This window comes from Campylobacter sp. RM16192, from assembly GCF_004803855.2.
In the GTDB taxonomy this organism is placed as follows: Bacteria; Campylobacterota; Campylobacteria; order Campylobacterales; family Campylobacteraceae; genus Campylobacter_A.
On sequence record NZ_CP012552.1, the window covers coordinates 493,336 to 516,318 of the forward strand.

At 34.5% G+C, this 22,983-nt stretch carries 18 protein-coding genes and 1 other RNA gene; 14 read left to right on the forward strand and 5 right to left on the reverse strand.

Going from position 1 to position 22,983, the window contains the following annotated elements:
• Nucleotides 1-7 precede the first annotated feature (7 nt).
• From CDOMC_RS02575 to CDOMC_RS02590, 4 genes are all read left to right on the forward strand, one after another.
• Nucleotides 8-1,996 carry a fumarate reductase flavoprotein subunit gene (locus CDOMC_RS02575; RefSeq protein WP_172127666.1) on the forward strand — a complete coding sequence of 663 codons (1,989 nt, stop codon included), beginning with the start codon at nucleotides 8-10 and terminating at the stop codon, nucleotides 1,994-1,996.
• Entirely contained in the window at nucleotides 1,989-2,708 is a 720-nt protein-coding gene (locus CDOMC_RS02580) for a fumarate reductase iron-sulfur subunit (protein ID WP_170019382.1), read from the forward strand. Before CDOMC_RS02575 ends, CDOMC_RS02580 begins: the two co-directional genes overlap by 8 nt.
• 111 nt (nucleotides 2,709-2,819) lie before the next feature.
• The gene (locus tag CDOMC_RS02585; RefSeq protein WP_172127668.1) at nucleotides 2,820-4,946 is read left to right on the forward strand and encodes a dynamin family protein; all 2,127 of its coding nucleotides are present in this window, start codon (nucleotides 2,820-2,822) and stop codon (nucleotides 4,944-4,946) included.
• Complete coding sequence (locus tag CDOMC_RS02590; RefSeq protein ID WP_172127670.1) at nucleotides 4,939-6,783, forward strand: dynamin family protein; 1,845 nt, start codon at nucleotides 4,939-4,941, stop codon at nucleotides 6,781-6,783. The genes CDOMC_RS02585 and CDOMC_RS02590 overlap by 8 nt, the downstream gene beginning before the upstream one ends.
• Nucleotide 6,784: 1 nt before the next feature.
• Here the strand turns inward: CDOMC_RS02590 and CDOMC_RS02595 are convergent, their stop codons facing one another.
• Genes CDOMC_RS02595 through panB form a run of 4 tightly spaced genes read right to left on the reverse strand, consistent with a single transcriptional unit; the run spans nucleotide 6,785 to nucleotide 10,508 of the window.
• Nucleotides 6,785-7,831: an AI-2E family transporter gene (locus tag CDOMC_RS02595; RefSeq protein ID WP_172127672.1), complete on the reverse strand. Its 1,047-nt coding sequence runs from the start codon at nucleotides 7,829-7,831 to the stop codon at nucleotides 6,785-6,787.
• Nucleotides 7,821-8,837, reverse strand: a complete 1,017-nt coding sequence (ruvB, locus tag CDOMC_RS02600; RefSeq protein ID WP_172127674.1) for a Holliday junction branch migration DNA helicase RuvB — start codon at nucleotides 8,835-8,837, stop codon at nucleotides 7,821-7,823. Before ruvB ends, CDOMC_RS02595 begins: the two co-directional genes overlap by 11 nt.
• Before the next feature lie 7 nt (nucleotides 8,838-8,844).
• Complete coding sequence (locus tag CDOMC_RS02605; protein WP_172127676.1) at nucleotides 8,845-9,684, reverse strand: tetratricopeptide repeat protein; 840 nt, start codon at nucleotides 9,682-9,684, stop codon at nucleotides 8,845-8,847.
• An 8-nt stretch (nucleotides 9,685-9,692) separates the two neighbouring features.
• Nucleotides 9,693-10,508: a 3-methyl-2-oxobutanoate hydroxymethyltransferase gene (gene panB, locus CDOMC_RS02610; protein ID WP_172127678.1), complete on the reverse strand. Its 816-nt coding sequence runs from the start codon at nucleotides 10,506-10,508 to the stop codon at nucleotides 9,693-9,695.
• Nucleotides 10,509-10,592: 84 nt separating this feature from the next.
• Between panB and CDOMC_RS02615 the strand changes: the two genes are divergently transcribed.
• The 4 genes from CDOMC_RS02615 to CDOMC_RS02630 all read left to right on the forward strand — a co-directional run bounded on the left by CDOMC_RS02615 (nucleotide 10,593) and on the right by CDOMC_RS02630 (nucleotide 12,898).
• Nucleotides 10,593-11,000: a phosphorelay protein gene (locus CDOMC_RS02615; protein ID WP_172127680.1), complete on the forward strand. Its 408-nt coding sequence runs from the start codon at nucleotides 10,593-10,595 to the stop codon at nucleotides 10,998-11,000.
• A gap of 38 nt (nucleotides 11,001-11,038) precedes the next feature.
• Nucleotides 11,039-11,398: a transfer-messenger RNA gene (ssrA, locus tag CDOMC_RS02620) on the forward strand.
• A gap of 209 nt (nucleotides 11,399-11,607) precedes the next feature.
• Nucleotides 11,608-11,856 (forward strand): DUF4102 domain-containing protein, encoded by a 249-nt coding sequence (locus CDOMC_RS02625; RefSeq protein ID WP_172127682.1) that lies wholly within the window; start codon nucleotides 11,608-11,610, stop codon nucleotides 11,854-11,856.
• A gap of 136 nt (nucleotides 11,857-11,992) precedes the next feature.
• Entirely contained in the window at nucleotides 11,993-12,898 is a 906-nt protein-coding gene (locus CDOMC_RS02630) for a tyrosine-type recombinase/integrase (RefSeq protein ID WP_172127684.1), read from the forward strand.
• Nucleotides 12,899-13,406: 508 nt separating this feature from the next.
• Here the strand turns inward: CDOMC_RS02630 and CDOMC_RS02635 are convergent.
• Complete coding sequence (locus CDOMC_RS02635) at nucleotides 13,407-13,550, reverse strand: hypothetical protein (RefSeq protein ID WP_172127686.1); 144 nt, start codon at nucleotides 13,548-13,550, stop codon at nucleotides 13,407-13,409.
• Between the two features lie 1,121 nt (nucleotides 13,551-14,671).
• Between CDOMC_RS02635 and CDOMC_RS02640 the strand changes: the two genes are divergently transcribed.
• The 6 genes from CDOMC_RS02640 to napA all read left to right on the forward strand — a co-directional run bounded on the left by CDOMC_RS02640 (nucleotide 14,672) and on the right by napA (nucleotide 22,983).
• Nucleotides 14,672-16,033: a hypothetical protein gene (locus CDOMC_RS02640; RefSeq protein ID WP_172127688.1), complete on the forward strand. Its 1,362-nt coding sequence runs from the start codon at nucleotides 14,672-14,674 to the stop codon at nucleotides 16,031-16,033.
• Between the two features lie 6 nt (nucleotides 16,034-16,039).
• Entirely contained in the window at nucleotides 16,040-16,429 is a 390-nt protein-coding gene (locus tag CDOMC_RS02645) for a DUF1425 domain-containing protein (RefSeq protein WP_172127690.1), read from the forward strand.
• Complete coding sequence (gene lpoB / locus CDOMC_RS02650; protein WP_172127692.1) at nucleotides 16,426-17,052, forward strand: penicillin-binding protein activator LpoB; 627 nt, start codon at nucleotides 16,426-16,428, stop codon at nucleotides 17,050-17,052. The genes CDOMC_RS02645 and lpoB overlap by 4 nt, the downstream gene beginning before the upstream one ends.
• Nucleotides 17,053-17,094: 42 nt before the next feature.
• Nucleotides 17,095-18,537 carry a DUF6844 domain-containing protein gene (locus CDOMC_RS02655; protein ID WP_172127694.1) on the forward strand — a complete coding sequence of 481 codons (1,443 nt, stop codon included), beginning with the start codon at nucleotides 17,095-17,097 and terminating at the stop codon, nucleotides 18,535-18,537.
• A 9-nt stretch (nucleotides 18,538-18,546) separates the two neighbouring features.
• Nucleotides 18,547-19,734, forward strand: coding sequence for a hypothetical protein (locus CDOMC_RS02660; RefSeq protein WP_172127696.1), 1,188 nt, complete (start codon nucleotides 18,547-18,549; stop codon nucleotides 19,732-19,734).
• 468 nt (nucleotides 19,735-20,202) lie between these two features.
• Nucleotides 20,203-22,983 (forward strand): nitrate reductase catalytic subunit NapA, encoded by a 2,781-nt coding sequence (napA, locus tag CDOMC_RS02665; protein ID WP_172127698.1) that lies wholly within the window; start codon nucleotides 20,203-20,205, stop codon nucleotides 22,981-22,983.

The window sequence follows — 22,983 nt, forward strand, 5'->3', positions numbered from 1 at the left end:
GCTAGAAATGAATATAAAATATTGTGATGCATTAGTTATCGGTGGAGGACTTGCCGGACTTAGAGCTGCTGTTGCAGCCGGTGAAAAAGGTCTTAGTACTATAGTTTTAAGTCTTATCCCAGTTAAACGTTCTCACTCAGCTGCCGCACAAGGTGGTATGCAAGCAAGTCTTGGAAACTCAAAGATGAGCGAGGGTGATAATGAGGATGTGCACTTTGCGGATACCGTAAAAGGAAGCGACTGGGGATGCGATCAAGATGTAGCTAGAATGTTTTGTCAAACAGCTCCAAAAGCTATTCGGGAGCTTGCCGCTTGGGGTGTACCTTGGACTAGAATTACTAAAGGTGAAAGAAGCGCTATTATCAATGCTCAAAAAACAACGATAGTAGAAAAAGATGAGGTTCATGGACTAATTCACTCTCGTGACTTCGGCGGTACAAAAAAATGGAGAACTTGTTATACGGCTGACGCTACTGGTCACACCATGCTATTTGCCGTTGCAAATGAGGCTTTAAAACACAATGTTGAGATTGAAGACAGAAAAGAGGCTATAGCCTTAATTCATGAGAATAACCGCTGCTACGGAGCTATAGTTAGAGATTTAGTAACAGGTGAAATTATAGCTTACGTTTCAAAAGGCACTTTGATAGCCACAGGTGGATACGGAAGAGTATATAAACATACTACAAACGCTGTTGTTTGCGAGGGTATAGGAGCTGCGATAGCACTTGAAACAGGTGTGGCAAAACTTGGAAATATGGAAGCGGTTCAGTTTCACCCAACTCCGATTGTTCCAAGCGGAATCTTGCTAACAGAAGGATGCCGCGGTGACGGTGGAATTTTGCGTGACGTGGACGGATATCGCTTTATGCCTGATTATGAGCCTGAGAAAAAAGAGCTCGCTAGCCGTGACGTCGTAAGTCGCCGTATTATGGAGCATATTCGTGCAGGAAAAGGTGTAAAGAGCCCTTATGGAGAGCACGTATGGCTAGATATTAGCATACTTGGACGCGAACATATCGAGAAAAACCTACGTGACGTTCAAGAAATTTGCCAAATTTTTAATGGAATAGATCCTGCTGACGAGGGTCCAAAAGGTTGGGCGCCAATTCTTCCTATGCAGCACTACTCAATGGGTGGAATTAAGACAAATCCTAGAGGCGAGAGCCCTACTCTAGCTGGATTATTTAGTGCAGGAGAAGCTGCTTGCTGGGATATGCACGGATTTAACCGTCTTGGTGGAAATTCCGTATCAGAAACAGTTGTAGCAGGTATGATTGTAGGTGATTATTTTGCAGATTATTGTGCAAATCACGATATAGATATTAGAACTGAAAATATCTATAAATTTGTTCAAGGTCAGATAAATTATATGAATAGCCTCCTTGAAAAAGAGGGTAAATTTAACGTATTTGAGATAAAAAATAGAATGAAAGATGTTATGTGGGAACACGTAGCTATATTTAGGACAGGTGAAGGGCTTGAAAAGGCTGTAAAAAAGCTTGAGGAGCTTTATAAGCAATCTCTTGACGTCAAAGTAACTAATAAAAATCTATTTGGAAACCCTGAACTAGAAGAAGCTTACAGAGTGCCAAAAATGTTAAAACTATCGCTTTGTATAGCTTATGGTGCGCTTCTTAGAACAGAGAGCCGTGGCGCTCACTATAGAGAAGACTATACAAAAAGAGATGACTTAAATTGGCTAAATAGAACTATAACAAGCTGGAAAGAGGGCGATACAATGCCTACAGTAGAGTATGAACCACTTGATATTATGAAGATGGAGATTCCACCAGCATTTAGAGGATATGGAGCTAAAGGAAATATTATAGAGCACCCTGATAGTGCTATCCGCCAAGCACAAGTTGATGAGATTCGTGCCAAAATGGAAGCAGAGGGTAAGGGTAGATACGAAATTCAAAATGCGCTTATGCCTTACGAGTTACAACCAAAATATAAAGCGCCAAATGAAAGAGCAGGTATAGGATATGAGTAGAAAAATTACAATTAGAGCATTTAAATATAATCCGTTAAGCAAAATTTCAAAACCACATTTTGCTTCGTATGAGCTGGAGGAGACTCCGGGTATGTCGCTGTTTATAGCGTTAAATGTTATTAGAGAGAAATTTGATCCGGATCTTAGCTTTGACTTCGTATGTAGAGCTGGAATTTGCGGAAGTTGTGGAATGCTGGTAAACGGTACGCCAAAGCTTGCTTGTAGAACGCTTACAAAAGATTATGAGAGCGGTGTAATAGAGCTTATGCCACTTCCTGTATTTAAGCTACTAAAAGATCTAAGTGTGGATACAGGTAACTGGATGAATGCGATGAGTAAGCGCGTAGAAAGCTGGATACACACCGATCATGAGACTGATATAAGTAAGCTTGAAGAGAAAGTTGAGCCTGAAGTAGCGCAAGAGGTTTTTGAGCTTGATAGATGTATAGAGTGCGGAATCTGCGTAGCGGCTTGCGGAACAGCCATAATGAGACCTGATTTTATCGGTGCTGTTGGACTTAACCGCGTAGCAAGATTTAAAATAGATGCGCTTGATAAAAGAACAGACGAGGACTTCTATGAGCTTGTAGGCGATGATGACGGAGTATTTGGATGTATGACTCTTCTAGGATGTGAAGATAACTGCCCAAAACACCTTCCGCTTCAAAGTAAAATCGCATATATGCGTCGCAAACTAGCTACAGTAAAATAATTTTAAGAGAGCCTCTTGGCTCTCTTGTATTTACAATACTATTTATTTCTCAACCATTAAGTGAAAATATACTAAAATCTTATATTGATAATCTTTGCTAAAGAGCTATTTATGGATAAAATTTTAAGTGAAATTTGGGGTAGTGATAAGTTGTTTTTGGATATGAAAAAACTTCTTATCGGCGATGAGAGATTGCTGGCCGTTTTGATGGCTACCAATCAGAAAAATTACGATAGATTTATTGCTATTGGCGAATTTAGGGATATTTTACATGCATTAAATTTGAAAGCTAACATATACAGCGTCCAAAGCGCTCAAGTTGGCATAATAAATGCTCTTTTAAACTCAAAAATTTCAAAAAATAGTCTATTAGATACCCTTAAAAGACTTCAAAATGAAGCTATTATAACTGCTTTAGAGTTAGAAAATTTAGAAAATTTTATAAATTCCATATCTGCTAACTCTGGTATTAAAAACCAAAACAAAAACAATGAACAAAAAGATTTTTTTCATACTAAGATGAGTACTTTAGATTCTATTTACGAGAAACTTTTATCTCTTTGTAATGGAAGATATTTTGAAGATAGATTAAAAAAAGCAAAACAAAAAAATAGCGAACTTGCATTTAATGTAGTTGTAACCGGAGTTGTAAACGCAGGTAAATCTACTCTATTAAACGCTCTTTTGGGAACCAAAGTTTTAGGTACTTCAAATGTGCCAGAAACTGTAAATTTAACTATTCTAAAGCATTCTGATAGCTCTTTTGCGAGAGTAAAATTTTGGAACGAAAATGAGTTAAGAGAGCTTGATTTAGATATAAATGATGATATAAAGCGTTTTGCAGGCAAAGAGATTGAAATAAAAACCGAGGAATTAAAAGGCTATACTACCGCTCAAAATGAAATTTCAAAGGCTGTTAAAATTGTAGAGCTATATAAAAATTTAGAGCTCTTAAGAGATGGGATATGTATAGTCGACACTCCAGGCATAGATGATGTCGTGTTTTTGCGTGAAGAGATTGCGCGAAGGTATATGAACGAGTGTGACTTGATGGTGCATTTAATGAATGTAAGTCAAAGTGCTACGCAAAAAGATGTAGAGTTTTTGATAAATTCGCTTAAAAGCTCTAATATAGTTAGGCTTGTAGTAGTTCTTACACATGCTGATTTGTTGCAGGTTCAGGATTTGAGCGAAGTAATAAACTACACTAAAAAAAGTCTAGAAAAAGAGCTTAAAACAAACGGGCTTGATAAAATTTCAAGCGAGATTAATTTCTTTACAATTAGTGCCAAGAAGTTTTTTGAAGGTGATGAAGATAGCGGAGTGGATAGCTTTAAAGAGTATCTTTATGAGATATTTTTTGGACAGCATAGCGAGAAATCAAGGCTTGTATTGGAAGCATACAAAAAAGAGCTTATCTCTGTTGCAAGCGAGTTTTTAGAAGAGACTAAAGAGAGCTTGCTTCATTTAACCGGTTCAAATTTAGAGCTAAGTCAAAATTTAAAAAATCTAAAAGAGAGAAAAGACGCCCTTGCCGAAGAGTTTAAGGCTATAGAAGATATGGTTATTAGTGAGTTTGAGAAGATTGATATAAATAGTCTTGATGCTGATTTTTTAATGAGCTTAAGATTAGTCGGCACAACTCTTAAAGATAGGATTTTAAATGAAGTTGATTTTGCTAAAAGGCGCAAAGAAAATATAGATGAAGATAGAATAAAATACATCATTCAAACATCTCTAAATGACGGCCTTTTGGCTACAGCTAGAATAAAACGAAATGAGATTTTAAGACGCATAAAATCTTGCGCCACAAATATTAGTTTAAAATTTGCAGATTTTAAGATTGATGCAGATGAGAAAGTGTTTAATATCGGAGATTATCTAAGCGCACAAGGTGTCAGTTTTGGATATATGGATGTAGCGCAAAAAATTTGTAAATTTTTAAATTCAAAAGAGTTGGAAAATAGTATAAATACAAGTTTAGAAGAGTTTTTAAAAGATGAAAAGATTGCCAATTTTGTATTTAATTTAATTAAGTTTGAAAAAGATGAGTTTGAAAAGAGGCTTAACGCAAAAATGCAGCATAGACGCATAATTTTTGAAGAGGATGAAAGAAGGCTTGCGAAAGAGAGTGAAATTTTAAGCAAAACAGGTGGCGAAATAGCCGAAAATTTAATTCATTTTGAAAAATTAAGAGATGATTTGAGCTCTATTTTAGAGGAGTTAAAAGATGCTTGAAAAATTTATATCCTCTTACAAGATGACATATTTTAAAATTTTCGGAGATGATTTTTACGGGCGATTTAAAGCTTATGAAAATGCGCTTTTAGAGCCTAAATTTCACCCTAGTAGTGAATTAAAAGATGAGCTTAGAAAGCTTGATCTATTTTTAAGCGAGCCTGTTCAGATCGCTATTGTAGGGCAGTTTTCAAGTGGTAAATCGACCTTTTTAAATGCTCTTTTGGGCTTTGATATTTTGCCTACAGGAGTTACACCGGTAACTGCGAGGCTCACGCGCATAAAATATGGCGAAAATTTTTCTTTAAGAGTGGATTATAAAAATGGCAAAGAGCTTAGTCTAAATGTGAATGAAATAGCTAAATTCGTCGATCAGCGCGTTTATGGGGATGAAGTTAAGGAGCTTTGTATATATGCGCCAAATCCTATTTTAAAACTTGTAAATTTTATCGATACTCCTGGACTTAATTCGCTATCAAGCTCGGATACTAACATAACCAAAGAGGTTTTGGATTCCGTTTCAAGCGTTATTTGGCTAAGTCTTATAGAAAATGCCGCTCGCGCAAGTGAATTAAATGATCTTAAAGAGTTCTTGCAAAATACTGGTAAAACAGCAATTTGTGTATTAAATCAAAAGGATAAACTAAGCGATCTTGAGCTCGAAAATGTATTGGCTCATGCGAAAATAACATTTGATGGAATTTTTGAAGAGATTATTGCTATCTCTGCTAAGCAGGCTAATTTGGCTAGAAAAAATCAAGATGAAAATTTAATGCTTGTTTCAAATTTCAAAAGTGTTTTGGATGCTATAGATAGATACTTTATTAGTGAAAAAATAAAAGAGAAATTTGTATTAAAAAAATGCGAGAGTATTTTGGCTCAAAGTATAAATCAGCATGAGTATTTTTGTGAAATTTACGAAAAAGCTAAAGAGATTGTAACTAAATTTGATTTTGAACTTGATGCAAATTTAGAGCGAATTAAAAATAAATTTAAACCAAAAACAGAGACGGCTTTTAATGAAATAAAGGAAATTTCAAAGTTTATTAGTGATGAAATTTTAAGTAGTTTAAAGCCTAAAAAAAAGTATAAATTTATATCCAAAAAATCGCTTTTAAAGAGTGATATTTACGAAAGGCAAGAGTATGAAATGATGAGCTTTGATAGTGATGAGATTTTTTCAAAGCTTATTTATAATGATGTAAAGCTTAGTAAATTTTTTAGAATTTATAGGCGAAATTTATCTATACTTGAGGATGAGCTTAAGGCTGAGATCGATGAAATTTATAAAAATTTAGAGCGTGAATTTCTGATTTATAAATCCGAGTTTGAAAATATAATTAAAGAGATTTCTATACACTCTGATACTGAGTTTGCCACGATTAGAACTTATGCGGGGCAAATTTATAGATTGATATTAAGAGATTTTGAAACGGTTAAATTTAACAAGCTTCACAAGCTCTCTTTGTTTTTTGAAAAGCTAAATTTAAAAGTAGTTGCAAGCTATGAAAATGCTATAAAAATTGCTGTGCATTTTATAAAAGATAAGATCGAAAACTCCGCCATTGCTTACGAAAAAGATCCGCTGCATTTTGCGCTATTTATCCCAACTAGTGTAGAGACTTTTGATAGGGTTTTGATATCTCTTAATTTATATGAATTTGAAAATGAGATGCTATCAAATAGCTCCTTTTTAAACAAAATTATAAATGAGCTTAGAATGGAATTTGGCGAGATAAAAGAGGCTAAAATAGAGCAGCTAAATAGCCTCTCAAATAGACATAAAGCCCTAAAGAGCGAGCTTGAAAATCTTAGTTTATCTTTTGGTTGTGACTAATTTAGACAAAGGATCTCTCTTTAAGTAAGACATAAAGCTTAATTGTGGAGAGAAAGAATGTCACAATCGCTGGGCCAAGTATTATGCCCCAAAAACCAAATGTTGTGATGCCTGCTATCATCGCGAAAAATATAAGAAGCTCGTTGATTTTAGTTGGAATCTCAACTAGTCTATCATTTATAAATTTAATTATTAATGGTTTTAAAAAAGTATCTGCCACTATTGATATCATAATTATAGTATAAAGCGCTATTGTTATCGCTCCCATCGTATTTCCGTTGGCAAATTCATATAGGCTGATAGGCCCCCATGCAAGTAGCCCGCCGACTACTGGAATTAAAGATGAAAAACCAAATATAATGCCTGTTAAAAAGCCGTTATATCCAAATATCATCGTTATAATGGCAAATAAAAATCCTTGCAAGATCATATTGGCTATTATCGAAAAGAACACGACGCTCATTACATTTGCTACTTCGCTAAGTATGAATTGAGTATCCTCCTTTTGCATAGGAAGAGCCTCTTTTAGATAACTTACAAGATCGTTTCCGTAAACGAAAGAGAAAAATACAAAAACTACGATTATGACCATATCGGTTAAGAATTTAGCACTTAATTTACCAATATTTGCCAAATTTGAAATAATTTTGGTCGAGATCGCTTTTATATCTATATTCGCAATCAGCTCTTTAAATTTAGGTTCTAAAAAATCTATACTTGCAGGAAGTGCGAAATCATAGTTTTTGATGTAATCAATAGTGTTTGTAACGTTATTCATATTAAATCCAGCTGCTTGTCTTGTAAGCTCTATCACGGCGTAGATAAAAGGAGCGATGAATAGTAAAAACAAAACTGCCGTAGTAAGTGCTGCTGATAGTGTTTTGCTGTTTTTGGTAAGTTCTAAAAATTTAACGTTTATATTAGATGTCGCGACCGCTAGCAGAGCGGCTATAAAAATATTTAGCAAAAATGGCTTAAATAGATAAATAACCAAAGAGATTGCGAAAAATACGAAAATCCCGAAGAAAATTCTACTATTATTGACCATCAAAAAGTCCTTTGTCTTCTTTAAATTTTAGCTTGAACGTCTCGTAGCACTTGCCGCTTGCGATACGTCCTTTTGCCGTACGCTCGATAAATCCGTTTGCAAGCAAATAAGGCTCTATAACGTCTTCTATCGTCCCTTCGTCCTCGCTAAGTGCGGCGGCAATTGTGTTTAGCCCCAAAGGCTTGCGTTTAGCGTCAAGTAAAATTTCAAGATATTTTATATCCATCTCATCAAATCCGATTTCGTTTACTCCAAGTGCGTCAAGCGCCTCTTTGGCACGTTTTTGCGAGATGATGAGTTCGTCGTTTACTTCGGCAAAGTCACGAATCCGCTTTAGCAGTCTAAGCGCGATTCTAGGAGTTGCGCGCGCCCTTCTTGCGACTTCAAGAGCGGCACTTTTTTCGCACTCTTTGCCAAGCTTTACCGAGGCTATTTGAACGATTCTGGCTAGCTCCTCATGGCTATAAAATTGCAGTCTAAAATCCATCCCGAAGCGATCTCTAAGCGGAGCTGAAATCATACCCGCTCGCGTCGTAGCACCGATAAGCGTAAATTTCGGCAGGTCTATCTTAATCGTTTGTGCCGCAGGTCCTGAGCCTATGATGATATCAAGCCTAAAGTCCTCCATCGCAGGATAAAGCACCTCTTCGATAGCCGAGCTTAGGCGGTGAATTTCATCGATAAATAGCACGTCGCCTTCTTGTAAATTTGTAAGCACGGCTGCTAGATCGCCGCTCTTTTCTATCATCGGAGCCGCCGTCATCTTGATACTTACACCCATTTCGTTTGAGATGATGTGCGCAAGAGTGGTCTTGCCAAGCCCAGGAGGTCCGTAAAAAAGCACATGGTCAAGGCATTCGCCGCGCTTTTTAGCAGCTTTTATGAAGACATCTAAATTTTGTTTTATCTTTTCTTGCCCGATGTAGTCTTCAAATTTGCTCGGTCTTAAAGAGGTTTCAAATTCGCTTTCAAAGCTTACTTTTTCTATCTCGACTATTCTATCCATGATCGTCTTAAAATTTCTCCAAAAGCTTTGCTAATATCTCGCATCTTTCTTTATCACCCATTTTGCAAGATGCCGCTATGGACTCATACTCTTCATATTTTTTTTCGTCTATTTTGCCGTTTTCAAATTTGATTCCAAGCGCGTTGCAACCATCTTCATTGCCCATGTGACAAGCTGTCGCATACGAATCATAGGCGTTATATACGTTTTTATCTGTTCCGTAGCCGTTTTCATACATTATGCCTAGCGCATTGCATCCTAGAGCGTTTTTCATATAACATGAACGATCAAAAAACTTAAAGGCATTTTTATAATTTTTTTCAGTAGATACTCCTTCGTACATCATGGATGCTATATTAAAGCATGCGGCTCCGTTGTATAGTTCGCAAGCCTTATAATATAGATCAAATGCTTTGTGGTGATCCTTTTCGACACCATCTCCGTTATAATACATAACGCCTAAATTTGTGCAAGCATTGTCTTCTTTGAGTTCGCAAGCCTTTGAATAAAGCTCAAAAACTCTTTTTATATTTTTGCTTACAATTTCGCCTTTTTTGTATATTAAAGCCAGATCAAAGCATCCTGTCCCATTTTTTAATTCGCAAGCCTTATTAAAAAACTCGTATGCTATTTTGTGATCTTGTTTTACGCCTAGTCCTTTATAATATATATCTCCTAAAACGGCACATCCGTATCCATCGCCTTTATTGCAAATTTCAGTTACTATTTCTCTAACTTTTTTGTAATCTTTTTTTTCAAATGCATCTCTAGCCTGCGATATTTCACTCTGCATAGCAAAAATTTGACTTGTAAAAATTAAAAATAATATTAAAATTTTAAATTTCATTATCTATCCTAAATTTTATATTTGTATTCTTCACTTGGAAATGCCCTATTTTTTACTTCTTCCGCGTATTTTTGCACCGCTTCACGAACTAAATTTGAGCCATCGATATAATGCTTTGCAAATTTTGGTTTAAACTCTTCAAATAGACCTAGCATATCTGACCAGACTAAAATTTGCCCGTCTACATTAACTCCTGAACCTATACCTATAACCGGTATTTTAACACTTTTGGCTACTTTTTCGGCCACGCTTTCTATAACTCCTTCAATAACCATAGAAAATGCTCCAGCCTCCTCTATTGCCATTGCCTCTTCGATAAGTCTATTTTCATCATCACTTATGCGACCTTTTACTTTGTATCCACCTTCAAATCTTACTTGCTGAGGCATAAGTCCTATATGCCCCATTACGCTTATTCCCTCCTCACAAAGCCTTTTAATAGTTTTTGTTACTCTTAGTCCACCCTCTAATTTAACGGCATCTACATCTGTTTGCCTGAAAAATTTAGAAGCGTTTTTTATAGCCATTTTTTCGTCTGTATAACTTGCAAATGGCATATCCGTGACTTTAAAAGCTCGTTTTGAGCCAGCACAAACGGCTTTTGTATGATACATCATAATCTCAGTTGAAGCACTTAATGTGTCTTTCTTGCCATTGAAGCTTAGATTAAGACTATCTCCTATTAAAATAATATCAACATAGTCATCAAAAAGCCTAGCAAAAAGTGCATCATAAGCTGTAATCGCAACTATGGGAACTATAGGTTGGATTAGTTTTTTGTTTTTGATGTCGGTTATTGTAATTTTTTTTTCTTTTAAAAGCATTTCTATATCACTTTTTATTTAGTTAAATTTTCTAATTTTATCAAAAAAATGCTACAATCACTCTGAATATTTAAGGATATAAAAATGGGGATATTGAAAAATCTTGAAATTGACTATTCTTATGATATTGTTGAAGAATTTTTAACGCACTATTCTATGATGTGCGAGCTTATGGAACCTCTCATAATTGATCTTGCTAGGGAGGATAGATACAAGAGTAGTATAGAGGAGTTATTTAGAATTTTTCACAATATTAAATCGGCTACATCATTTATGAAGATTGATCCTATATTAAAACTTACTACTCTTAGTGAAGAAATTTGCTCTGAAGCAAGGGATTTAAGAGGGCCTGCTAATGATGAATTCGTAGATTGGTTGCTTATTGTAAGCGATCAGTTTAATAAATATCGCGAAGATATAGAGGCTGATGCCGAATTTTTTAGTGTTTTAAATCCTATGATTGTAAAAATTCCTTCAAAGCTTGATATTTGACAAAAAAATAAAAATAAACTACAATAGTTACCTTTTATGGGAGCGACTTGGCTTCGACAGGAGCAGAGCGCACATGGTGGCACGTCGCTTTGAGCAAAGCGTAAAAAGCTCAAATTAAAATTAAACGCAAATAACGTTAAATTCGCTCCTGCTTACGCTAAAGCTGCGTAAGTTCAGTTGAGCCTTGCTTGTTTTGATACTATCTAAAAACGTGAGCGAGTAACCCTAGATAGAGTAGGTTTGTGGTCTGACGAACTATAAGCTGAAATTTTGTCTTAGTCTAGCTTTTGGTTTTGGAAAGTGAGCTTTGCTAGATGAATTTTTCACTTTTGCTAAGCGTGTAGAGGCTGTGTGTGGTTTGTTTTTGGACAGGGGTTCGATCCCCCTCGCTTCCACCATTTATTTATTTTCTAGTATTTCTTAAGTTTTGTTTTATTTCTTAATACTTTATTTAAACCTCTAAAATAAGTTATTTTATGCATTTTTGTAGCTTATTACCAGTTTTTATGTTAGAATCATTTCCAAATTATTAAGTGACTAATTGGGTGACTAGCTACTCATTAAGTGACTAGCATCTTTTTAAAAGTCATCTAATGAAAGGAGTGATATGGCAAACAGGTCAAGAGTATATTTGTTGGATAAAGATATCAGGAAACTTGATATTAAAGAAAAAAGATATACAAAGTCTGTCGGAGAACCAAAAGAGCTTTGTATTTGGGTTAACCCGAGCGGGATGAAAAGTTTCTTTTTAAAATACAAGGACTCCATTGGAAAAGAAATTGCATATAAGCTATCTGATTTTAGAGAGGTATTTATAGTGTTAATGAAGCCAGAAGAGACGCTAATAAATTTTTAAAAATTCTTGCGGAAAATGGTAATAAAAATTTAAAAGAATTAGAAAAAAATGATAAAAAGTATATATTTAAGACTATGTTTGAAGAATTTATTAATAAAAAATTGCACAAGGAAACACACAAGGCTATATTAAAAGAATGATTAATAGGCACAATTCTTATATATTACCGACATTTGGCGAAATGAATGTTAAGCAAATTTCATATTCAGATCTATATAAGGTTTTAATTGGTCTGTTTAATCCAAAAAATCCGACAAGTTCTAGACTTGAAACCATTCATAGGATCATAAATGATATAAGAGGCATATTGGCTCCAGCACTTAGATATGGATATATTACTACGGATCCTACATATAGACTTCATAATGACTTTCCTACTGTTCATATGTTTAACAAAAAGAGTGGAGTTGATAATAGAATACCTGCTTTATCTGATGAGGTTTCAATAGCTGAATTTCTAACAGATCTTAGAAATGATAATAAAATGGAGCTTTCAACTAGACGAGCAGTTTATTTGCAAATTCTCACTGCAAATCGACCTATAAATACTGTCTCAGTAAAGTGGGCTGACATTGACCTTGAAAAAGGACTATGGAAAATACCATCTGTTGATATGAAGATGAGAGAGGAACATATAGTCTGTCTAAGCACATACGCAGTAGCTGTTTTAAAAGAGCAGTATATGTTCTCTAAAAACAGTCAATTCGTATTTCCTAGTGTAGTGGCTAAATATGGTCATATCCATAGAGACGCTCTTACCAAGGCTATTGGAAATTTAGGACACAAAAATAAATATAATGGAGTAGCTACAGCTCACGGCTTTAGAGCAACTTTTAAAACTATCTGCTCGCTTTATGATGATGAACTTATCTCTCTTGGTATAACAGAAAAGACGGTAGAGGAGTGTCTAGCTCACAAAGAGACTAATGCTATAAAACAGTCATATGAAAGAAATAGAAGCACACAAGAGAAAAAGAGTAGGCTAATGCAGTGGTATGGCGACCATCTAAATTCTTTAAGTGAACTGGGAATTGCACTATAGATTATTTGATTTTAGACGAATTTAAGTAATTAGTCTAATATGCTATTAAAAAGGTGTCTGGTTTTTTGTATCACTCTTTTATATCAAGCATTGCAAAAAAATAGTGATAATTGAAGTACATCTAAGAAAACACTATTGATTTTGTTTATAAACACAAAATTGAAGAAAATATAAATGATGACTTTTAGAATATAGTCATTGCAAGAGATAAAAAACTAGTCTGACTTTTGGATTGGACTGTGTCAAATTCAATTACATGTAGTAAATCACACCGATGCGTTATAGCTATATCGCTAATACTTACTTAGCAAGCTCATGTGAGCTTGCTGTAAGGTCCTTTACCGGACAGGATAAAAAGCACTAGCATGATAAATAATTTTAAAATTTATACGTGCTTTTTAGTCAGCAAAAATATAACTTTACGGTTATGTTTTTGCCATTAGTTGTTGCTATAAAAATTATTTTATAGCAAATTCTTATTGGCTCTGTTGCAATAACTTATTGATTTTTATATAAAAAAACGACTCTTTTTAAAAAACCGTGTTGCCTCTCTTGCGGCATCATTCTTTTCATAAAACTCTACCGTACTTACCTTTTCATCACCGCAACCTGTTATACCTAAAACCATCATTGCAGCAACTATAAAGCTCATGGATTTTTTTATTATTTAACCTTTCAGTATGATATATAGAAATTATTGTATTAAAGTAATTATGAAAAATTTATTAAGAACTTTTCAAATTTACTTTATTTTACTGAAGTAGCTAGTTCTGTATAGAATCTAGGTTTTATTGTTTTAAATTTTGAAAAACCTAAATCGATGATATAAAACCATAGTATATAATAATACTTGGTCTACTATTTTTTGTAATTAGTTTAAAACTCTTTAATCCTTTATTCTTAAAATCTTAACTCCTAAAATCTAATATCTGCAAAGCAAATGTAAAGCTAAAATTACACCTTATTATCTTATTAGTAATATTTATTATATTATCTGCGATGCTTTTTGATATTAATAACGTTTTTTCAAAGTTGTAGCAGAATTTTTAGCACTTTTATAATGAAAGACTTACGCATTTTCTATATAATAGCAAATAATTCAATAGTATAACTGCAAAAAATACATCTAATTTATATGAAAATAAAATAAAAATCTTAGCCCTTATATATGCCAGAATATGTTATAATACAGAGCATAAGGAGCCCATAGTTTTAAAATAAAAAGTAAATAAGGGACTAATTAAGGGACTTTTTTAAACTTAAAGTTTTAAATAGCTATTTAATGGCATTTAGATGGACTATTCGAGTGACCTCGCTCCACCATTTAAATTTTTCTTTGTATTTAAATATCTTCTTTTTTTCTAGCTAATACTTTATTATATGATTTTATTGAGTTTTGATTTTAAAAAATTATTGTTTTTAATTACTATTGTTACAATGTTTTTTCTGACCAATTTAGGAACAATCAAGAGATTTTTGTAAAAATATATCTAAACGTAAAAAATACAATTTTCAAAAAAATAAAAGATTGTGGATATAGTGCATTCAAAACAATATGTAATATTTAAAAATACTAACAAAATATTAAAATATTGTCAAAAATCATTAGTTTTTAAATAATTACTTACCATATATATCTATAAAAATTTTTTTAGAATTAATTAAAACATATATCAGTATTTTACATAACTAATCCTAATTTTATATTATATTTTAATACTCATTTTGGATATAATACATTTATTATTTATTTAAAATATAAAGGAATATTAAATGTATCATAAACATTTGTTATCTGGTTTATTGTTGGTCTTGGTCTTTAGTGGTTGCGTGAGTCAAAAATCTGCAAATTTGAATTATGAAAAAGCAATGGAAATAGGGGTCTGCGATCAAAATATTATAAATGAAAAAAAGGCTTTAGTAGAAAAAAAAGATGATGTCATTTATACAGGGGTAAATGCAGGACTTATGACTAGAAACTGCGGGGATTATAATGCAAGCAACTATTTTTTTGATGCTGCAGAGGAATCTTATAAAGTTGATGTTGATTTAGAGGATACTGGATCAAAAGTTGGTAAAACGGTTGTAGGAACAGTTTTGAGTGACACATTATTTGACTATGATGGAAGCCTATACGAGAGAATTATGGTCAATGTCTACAAGGGTCTAAATTTTATGAGTTTAAACGATTTTGAAAATGCCAGAGTTGAGTTTAATAGAGCTCTTTTAAGACAGGATAAGGCCAAAGATTATTTTGCAGCTCAAATAGAAAAGAGCAGGGATGAGATTGAAAAAGCAAAAAAAGATCCTAATTATCAACAAAATATGAAAAATGCGGAGCAGGCTAATGCTTATTATGATACATTATTCAAAGAATTTAGCGCTTCTGAAGTTTTCACAAATCCTTATGCAACCTATCTAGCTTCAGTATTTTTCTTTATGGACAAAGACTATGTAAATGCAGCTGATAAATTTAGAGAGATTGTCATAGCTCATCCTGATGATAAAAATTTTGAAGCTATTGATAAAATTTTTAAAAGCAGAGCAAATTCTGTAAAAAATAATAATGAAAACTACATATTCTTGATATACGAGGATGGTATGGGTGTAGAAAAAGACTCTTTTAATTTGACCATTCCATTTTTAATAGATTTTCAAAAAAATCAATTTGCCTCAACTAGCATATCTTTTCCGACTCTTAAAAAACGTTTGCCAAGTTATGGTATGCTTAGCGTAAACGGAGTACAAACTCATGAAATTGCAAATTTTGATAACATTATAGCAACTGAGTTTAAGACAGAACTTCCTGGTATAATTGCTCAAACTATAGCTCAAGGTATTGTAAAGACAGTTATTAATGCTGCTGTAGCTAAAAATGATCCTACAGGAGGATTTTTAAGCATAGGGGTATCTTTAATAACAGCTTATGTGACGAAATCTGATATAAGATCTTGGACAGGTCTTCCTAAGACTGCACAAGTCGCGGTTCTGAAAAATGATGGCAAATTCGAGCTAAGGACTCCTGATAACGTGTTACTACAAACTGGTGAGATAGACAAAAACAAAGATGCTATTGTTTTTGTAAGATCTTTTAATGCACAAAGTGCACCACAAATTAAAATTATTCAAAGGTAGGATGAAATGAAGAAAATTTCAATATTACTAGTTGCTGTGTTGATGTTTTTAGGTTGCTCGCCAAAAACTCAGAATATATTTTTGCCTTCACATGGCGGAACAAGTTTGATTCAGGCAGATGGCATATCAGAGGATGTTATTAGAGATGTCCGCCATAGGATAAATCAAAATGGTTTATTGGAGGCAGAGATAGTATTTTTTAGCTCCAGTACACAAAATATTTTTTACAAACTTACTTGGTTTGATGAAGGTGGTTTTGTGTTAAGAGATTCTATTACTGATGAATACAGAACTATTTATTTGAATAAAAATAGAGAGGCTGTTGTTAAGTACCTTGCTTCAAATAAAGATGCAAAAACTTTTAAAATTTATATTACCAATAAGGGGACAAAATGAAAAGCAAAATTTTAATGTCGGCAGTTTTAGCTGCATTTTTAATGACAGGTTGCGCTACTTCTCAGCCAGTTTATACTGATGGCAAAGCTACACAAGTTAAAAAAGGTGATGCTCTCACACTAGGGCTTGACAGAGAGGATTTTGAAGCGGCTGCCGAAACGATGATACAAAGTCTTTTGAGCGATCCTGCTTTTGTAAATTTACAGCCTGGTGTTAGAAAAGTGGTTGCTATGGGTAGAGTCGTAAACGATACAGCACTTAGAATAGATACTGAAAAATTAACAGCCAAGATAACTCAAGCAATGCGCAGAAGCGGTAAATTTGTACTTACCTCAGCAGTTGCAGCTGGCGGCGCACTTGATTCTATGAGTCATGATGTTAGAGAGTTGAGAAAAGATGATGAATTTAATCAAAAAACAATAGCCAAAAAAGGCGCTTTAGTGGCTCCTGATTTCTCTTTGGCAGGTAAAATTCGTCAAGATAACGTAAAGCTTAGCAATGGAAAAACACAGGTTGAGTATTTCTTTTTGTTAAGACTAACAGACCTTAACTCAGGACTTGTTTATTGGGAAGATGAAAAGACAATAGATAAAACAGGCTCTAGTAAGTCAGTTACTTGGTAAAACTGTTTTAATACTAATTTCAATTTTCAATAAGGATAAAATATGAAAAAGATATTTTTGGGTGCTTTAGCTTTGAGTATGGTTTTGTATGGAAACGAAGCTATTCAAGAAAAAAATATTAAAAATACTTCTATAAATGTAAATTCAGAACAGTCAGCAGATATTGAACAAAAAGATATTGACGAACAAAATACTCTTTCTGACGCAAGCATTCTAAAAAAAGCAAAAACAGTAGATGATTTTTTCAAAGACTTTCAAAATGAAATCGCAGACAAATATGATAATGCAACTTGGGGAGAAGTAATTACTAACAATGAAACTGGCACTTCTAAAACTTTTTATAAAGCAAAAGAAGCAGTTGCTTTTGACCCGGGTGACACTGATCATGCAAAGGGTTTATCTATTGCCTATGATAGAGCACTTTTAAATTTACAATCTGAATACATTAAAGATAATTTTGGGAAAATCGGTATTCAAAAATTAAATCAATACATCAATGATGATTCAACAGGCGTAGACAAAATAGATCCTCTCCCGCAAGGCAGCACAATGGAGCAAATTATCGCAAAAATAGGTCAGTTTGCGGGAGCTAAGCTTGACCAAGCATTGAGGGACTTAGGAATTGAGCCGACTAATTTAACAGAAGAGCGAAAGAAAATTCTATTTGCGGATAAATTTACTGCAAAAATGCTAACAAATGCAACAGGGAGCATGTCGGGTTTAGTTCCTGTAAAAACATATGTTGCAAGAAGGGAAGTAGATGATGGTAAATATGTTTATGAGGTTGGTATAGTTGCTGTTATTTCAGATATTACAAGGCAGGTTGCAAGAGATATGTCTTATAATAGAAAGTCAAACATAAAAGGTAAAGGTAAAAAAATAAGAGAGTATTTACCACAAAAAGATGAGGATTTCTTAAACGAATATGGAATTCGTATGGTTTATGATCAAAACGGAGCACCTATAATTATAAGCTACTCTCAGTGGAGTTTTTCATATCCTGCAAATAGCAAGGCTTACTTTATAGCACAAAGGGAACAAATAGCAAAAGATACTGCATCTCAAAAAGCTGATTCTGCAATTGTAGAATTTATAAAAACCAATATTAATCTTGTAAGAGAAGGTGAAACAGGACAAAATACAGAGCAGTCAATCAAAGAAACAAGAAATTTGCTAACCGGAGAAAGTAAACAAGAAACTTTTGATCCTCAAAAAATCATAGATAAAGCTCTTAAAAACATAAAAGCAAATGCTAAAGGAGATTTGCCAGGCATAAGAACTCTTACAGACTGGTCGGTGAAAGATGAGCATGGAATAAAAAGAGTTGGTGTCGTTAGATTTTATTCTTTTAAAAACTATGAAAATTCTAAAAAAGCAACAACTTTTAATGAGCCAAAAGAAGAGAAAAAAACAGCAAAAACAAAACAAAATACAAATTCTAAGTCAAGAGAATCAAAAATGGTCAATAGTCTTGATGACTTTTAGGAATAAAACATGAAAAAAATTATCTTAATTTTCTTTTTGTTATTTTCCGTTTTAGATGCTAAAATAGATGTAGAAACTTCTACAAAGACTAGCACTGGCGAAGGTACTGGAATAACTCGCGAAGAAGCTGTAAATAACGCTATTATTGAAGCTATAGGCAAAATGAATGGAGTTAGTATAAACTCTATAAAAAATTCTCAAACATTCGCTATAAGCGATAATAGCGGTAGTAAGATAACAGACTCATACAGCGAACAAATAAACAAAGCCACCAAGGGTAGAGCCGATTCTTATGAAGTTTTAATTGTTGATCAAGATATGCAAGGCAGATATTTTGCAACTGTGGAAATTAAAAAAACTACGACTACAAAAAAATATAAGGCTCCCGGCTTAAGTGCCGATAGTCGTAGAAGTGTAGTTCTTTTTGATAAATCTCCTATAGAGTATGCAAGCATCGGAGATTTAATTCATAAAAGAATAACAACTAAGTTGCTAGAAAGTCGCAAATTTAATCTGCTCGATAGGCAAAATGAGGGTTATTATGAACTAGAAAAGAGTTTCATAAGAGATAGAGATACGCACAAAGATGAGAAGTATAAATTAGGACAGGCTCTTGCAACAGATTATATCTTGCTATTTGAGATAAGAGGTGTGGACGCTACAACAAAAACAAGCAATCTAACAGGCAAAGTTAGCAACGATATGGAAACTGTGATTGATTATGAGGTACTTCTTTTTGCTACTCGTCAAATTAAATTTTCAAACACTCTAAGCTTTAAAACTAGCCAAAAAAATAGCGGTTTAATAGCAGAAAATCTTGTAATAGATGAGATAGCAAACAGTATCGTAAAAGATATAGTAAACGCTATATATCCTTTAAAGGTTGCAGATGTAAGCGCATCTGAAGTTGTTTTTACACAAAAGCTATCTGTAGGTGAAGTTTATGAGTGTTTCTCTCTTGGTAAAGCATTAAAAGATGCCTATACCAAAGAGACTACAGGAAGAGTTGAGAGGCGTGTGGGTAGTGTTGAAATTTCACGTGTAACGCCAAAAATTTCTTATGCTGCGATGAAAGATGGAAAAATTTCAATAGGAGATATTTGTAGACCTCTGTCAAATAACAATATTGGACTTGATCAAGGAAGAGAGATTAACTATGAGCTTAATCAAGGTGGGGGAGTTAAGCTTGGTTTTTAAAATTTAGCGTGAGAAATCACGCTAAATTTTATTTTGTGAGCTACTTTTCAATATTATTCATCTAAATTTATTATAATTTAATTTTTATATTTAAGAATAAAAAATTAAATTAATGAAGCTTTATTTCTAAATTTATTTTTAATTATTAATAATTTTCTAAGAAAAATATTAGCTTTAAAACCAAAGTGTTACCAAAATACACTGATTATAAAGCTATGAAAATTAATATCTTACCTTTTAAAATTAGAATAAGTATTAAAATATCAATATAAAAAATTATATATTGCAGGTTTTAGGAGCTATTTAAAAACTGTAAATAATAATACAACTCACTATCTAGGCTAATTAAGTAAACATAAATAATAAATTAATTGATTTTAATCAATTTAAACTCAGCTTTTGTAAGCTAATATCTAAAATATAAAATAAAATTTTAAGAAAAAACTTAAAAAATTTTAAGGAGAAAAAATGGATCGACGAGATTTTATTAAGAGTGCCGCCGCAAGCGCCGCTTGTGCTAGTGCCGGTATAGCGATGCCTGCCAATCTGATGGCGAATTCAAATGCCGAAAAAGGTTGGCGCTGGGATAAGGCTGCATGTCGCTTTTGCGGAACGGGATGCGGTATTATGGTTGCAACCAAGGACGGCAAAATAGTAGCCGTTAAAGGAGATCCGGCTGCTCCTGTAAACAGAGGCTTAAACTGTATCAAAGGATACTTTAACGCCAAGATCATGTATGGAGAGGATCGTATCACACATCCGCTTCTTCGCGTAAATGAAAAGGGTGAATTTGATAAAAAGGGCAAATTTAAGCAAGTAAGCTGGCAAAAAGCGTTTGATGTAATGACCGAGCAGTTTAAAAAAGCTTATAACGAGCTTGGACCTCACGGCATAGGTGTGTTTGGCTCGGGTCAATATACCGTAATGGAAGGCGTTGCAGCCGTTAAACTTATAAAGGCCGGCTTTAGAAGTAACGCCATTGATCCAAACGCTCGCCACTGTATGGCATCTGCGGTTGTTGCGTTTATGCAGACATTTGGTATAGATGAGCCTTCTGGCTGTTTTGACGATATCGAGTTAACCGACACGGTAGTGTGCTGGGGCGCAAATATGGCGGAGATGCACCCTGTGCTTTGGGCGAGAGTTAGCGATAGAAAGCTAGCCGATCCTGAAAGAGTAAAAGTAGTAAATTTAAGTACGTATTCTACTAGAACTTCGCACTTAGCCGATATCGAGATCATATTTACGCCATCAACCGACCTTGCGATATTTAACTATATCGCTCGTGAGATAGTTTATAACCACCCTGAGATGATAGATGAAGAATTTGTTAAAAAACACTGTATATTTACAACAGGGCCTGCCGACATAGGATATGGCTTAAGAAATAATCCTAACCATCCGAAATACACAAATGAAAAAGATATATTAGAAACAGAGCTTAAGAAAAAACTAAGTGATAATGAAGGCATAACTCTTGCTTATCTTGGACTAAAAGCCGGCGATGTTATGGAAAATAAAAATAACGCCAAAGCCGGAAACCACTGGGAGATAAGCTTTGAGGAGTTTAAAAAGGCTCTTGCTCCTTATACTCTTGACTTCGTTGCTAAACTTGCAAAAGGTGATCCGAACGAGGATTTAGAGGAATTTAAAGCGAAGTTAAAAACTCTAGCCGAGCTATATATAGAAAAACAAAGAAAGGTCGTAAGCTTCTGGACTATGGGTATGAATCAACACCAAAGAGGCACATGGGTAAACGAGCAAGCTTACATGATCCACTTCTTGCTTGGCAAGCAAGCGCTTCCAGGTTCTGGAGCATTCTCGCTAACAGGACAGCCTTCTGCTTGCGGAACAGCAAGAGAGGTTGGAACGTTTGCTCACCGCTTGCCTGCGGATATGGTTGTAGCAAACCCTAAACACCGCGAAATTTCAGAAAAAATTTGGAAGCTTCCAAAAGGCACGCTAAATCCTAAACCGGGGCCTCACTTTGTCCAAATCATGCGTGATTTAGAAGATGGCAAGATAAAATGGGCTTGGGTTCACGTAAATAACCCATGGCACAACACCGCAAATGCAAACCACTGGATAAAAGCGGCTCGTGAGATGGATAACTTTATCGTCGTTTCAGACCCGTATCCTGGAATTTCTGCTAAAGTTGCAGACCTTATCCTGCCAACTGCGATGATATATGAAAAATGGGGCGCATACGGTAACGCAGAGCGTAGAACTCAGCACTGGAGACAGCAAGTTCTTCCTGTGGGAGAAGCTATGTCTGATACATGGCAGATGATGGAATTTTCAAAACGCTTTAAACTAAAAGAGGTATGGAAAGAGCAAAAAGTAGATGACAAGCTAACATTACCTAATGTGCTAGAAGAGGCTAAAGCGATGGGCTATAGCGAGGAAGATACATTGTTTGACGTGTTGTTTGCAAACAAAGAGGCAAGAAGTTATGGTGCAAAAGATCCTATTATGGAAGACTATGACAACACTGAAGTATTTGGAGACAATAGAAATGTAGTTGGAAGTGACGGTAAAGTATTTAAAGGATATGGATTCTTTGTCCAAAAATACCTTTGGGAAGATTACCGTAAATTTGGTCTAGGACATGGACACGATCTTGCTGATTTTGATACATATCATAGAGTTCGCGGACTAAGATGGCCTGTGGTTGACGGTAAAGAGACTCAGTGGAGATTTAATACTAAATTTGACCCTTATGCGAAAAAAGCTGACCCGACAGCGAAATTTGCATTCTACGGCAACAAGGACGCGAAACTTCCAAGAGGAGACCTGATTAAGGCGACAAGCGGAGATGAAAAGTTCTCACTTCATAACAAGGCTAAAATTTTCTTCCGTCCTTACATGGATCCGTGCGAAATGCCTGATAGCACATATCCGCTTTGGCTATGCACAGGTCGTGTTCTTGAGCACTGGCACTCAGGCACTATGACAATGCGCGTTCCTGAGCTATACCGTGCGGTACCTGAGGCGCTTTGCTATATGCATGAACAAGATGCCGAGAAATTTGGTGTAATGCAAAACGAGATTGTTTGGGTTGAGTCTCGTCGCGGTAAGGTTAAAGCAAGGGTAGATCTAAGAGGACGCAACAAGCCGCCTGTAGGACTTGTTTATGTGCCTTGGTTCGATGAGAATGTATTTATAAATAAAGTCTGCCTAGATGCGACTTGCCCGATATCAAAAGAGACCGATTATAAAAAATGCGCGGTTAAAATTTATAAGGCGTAG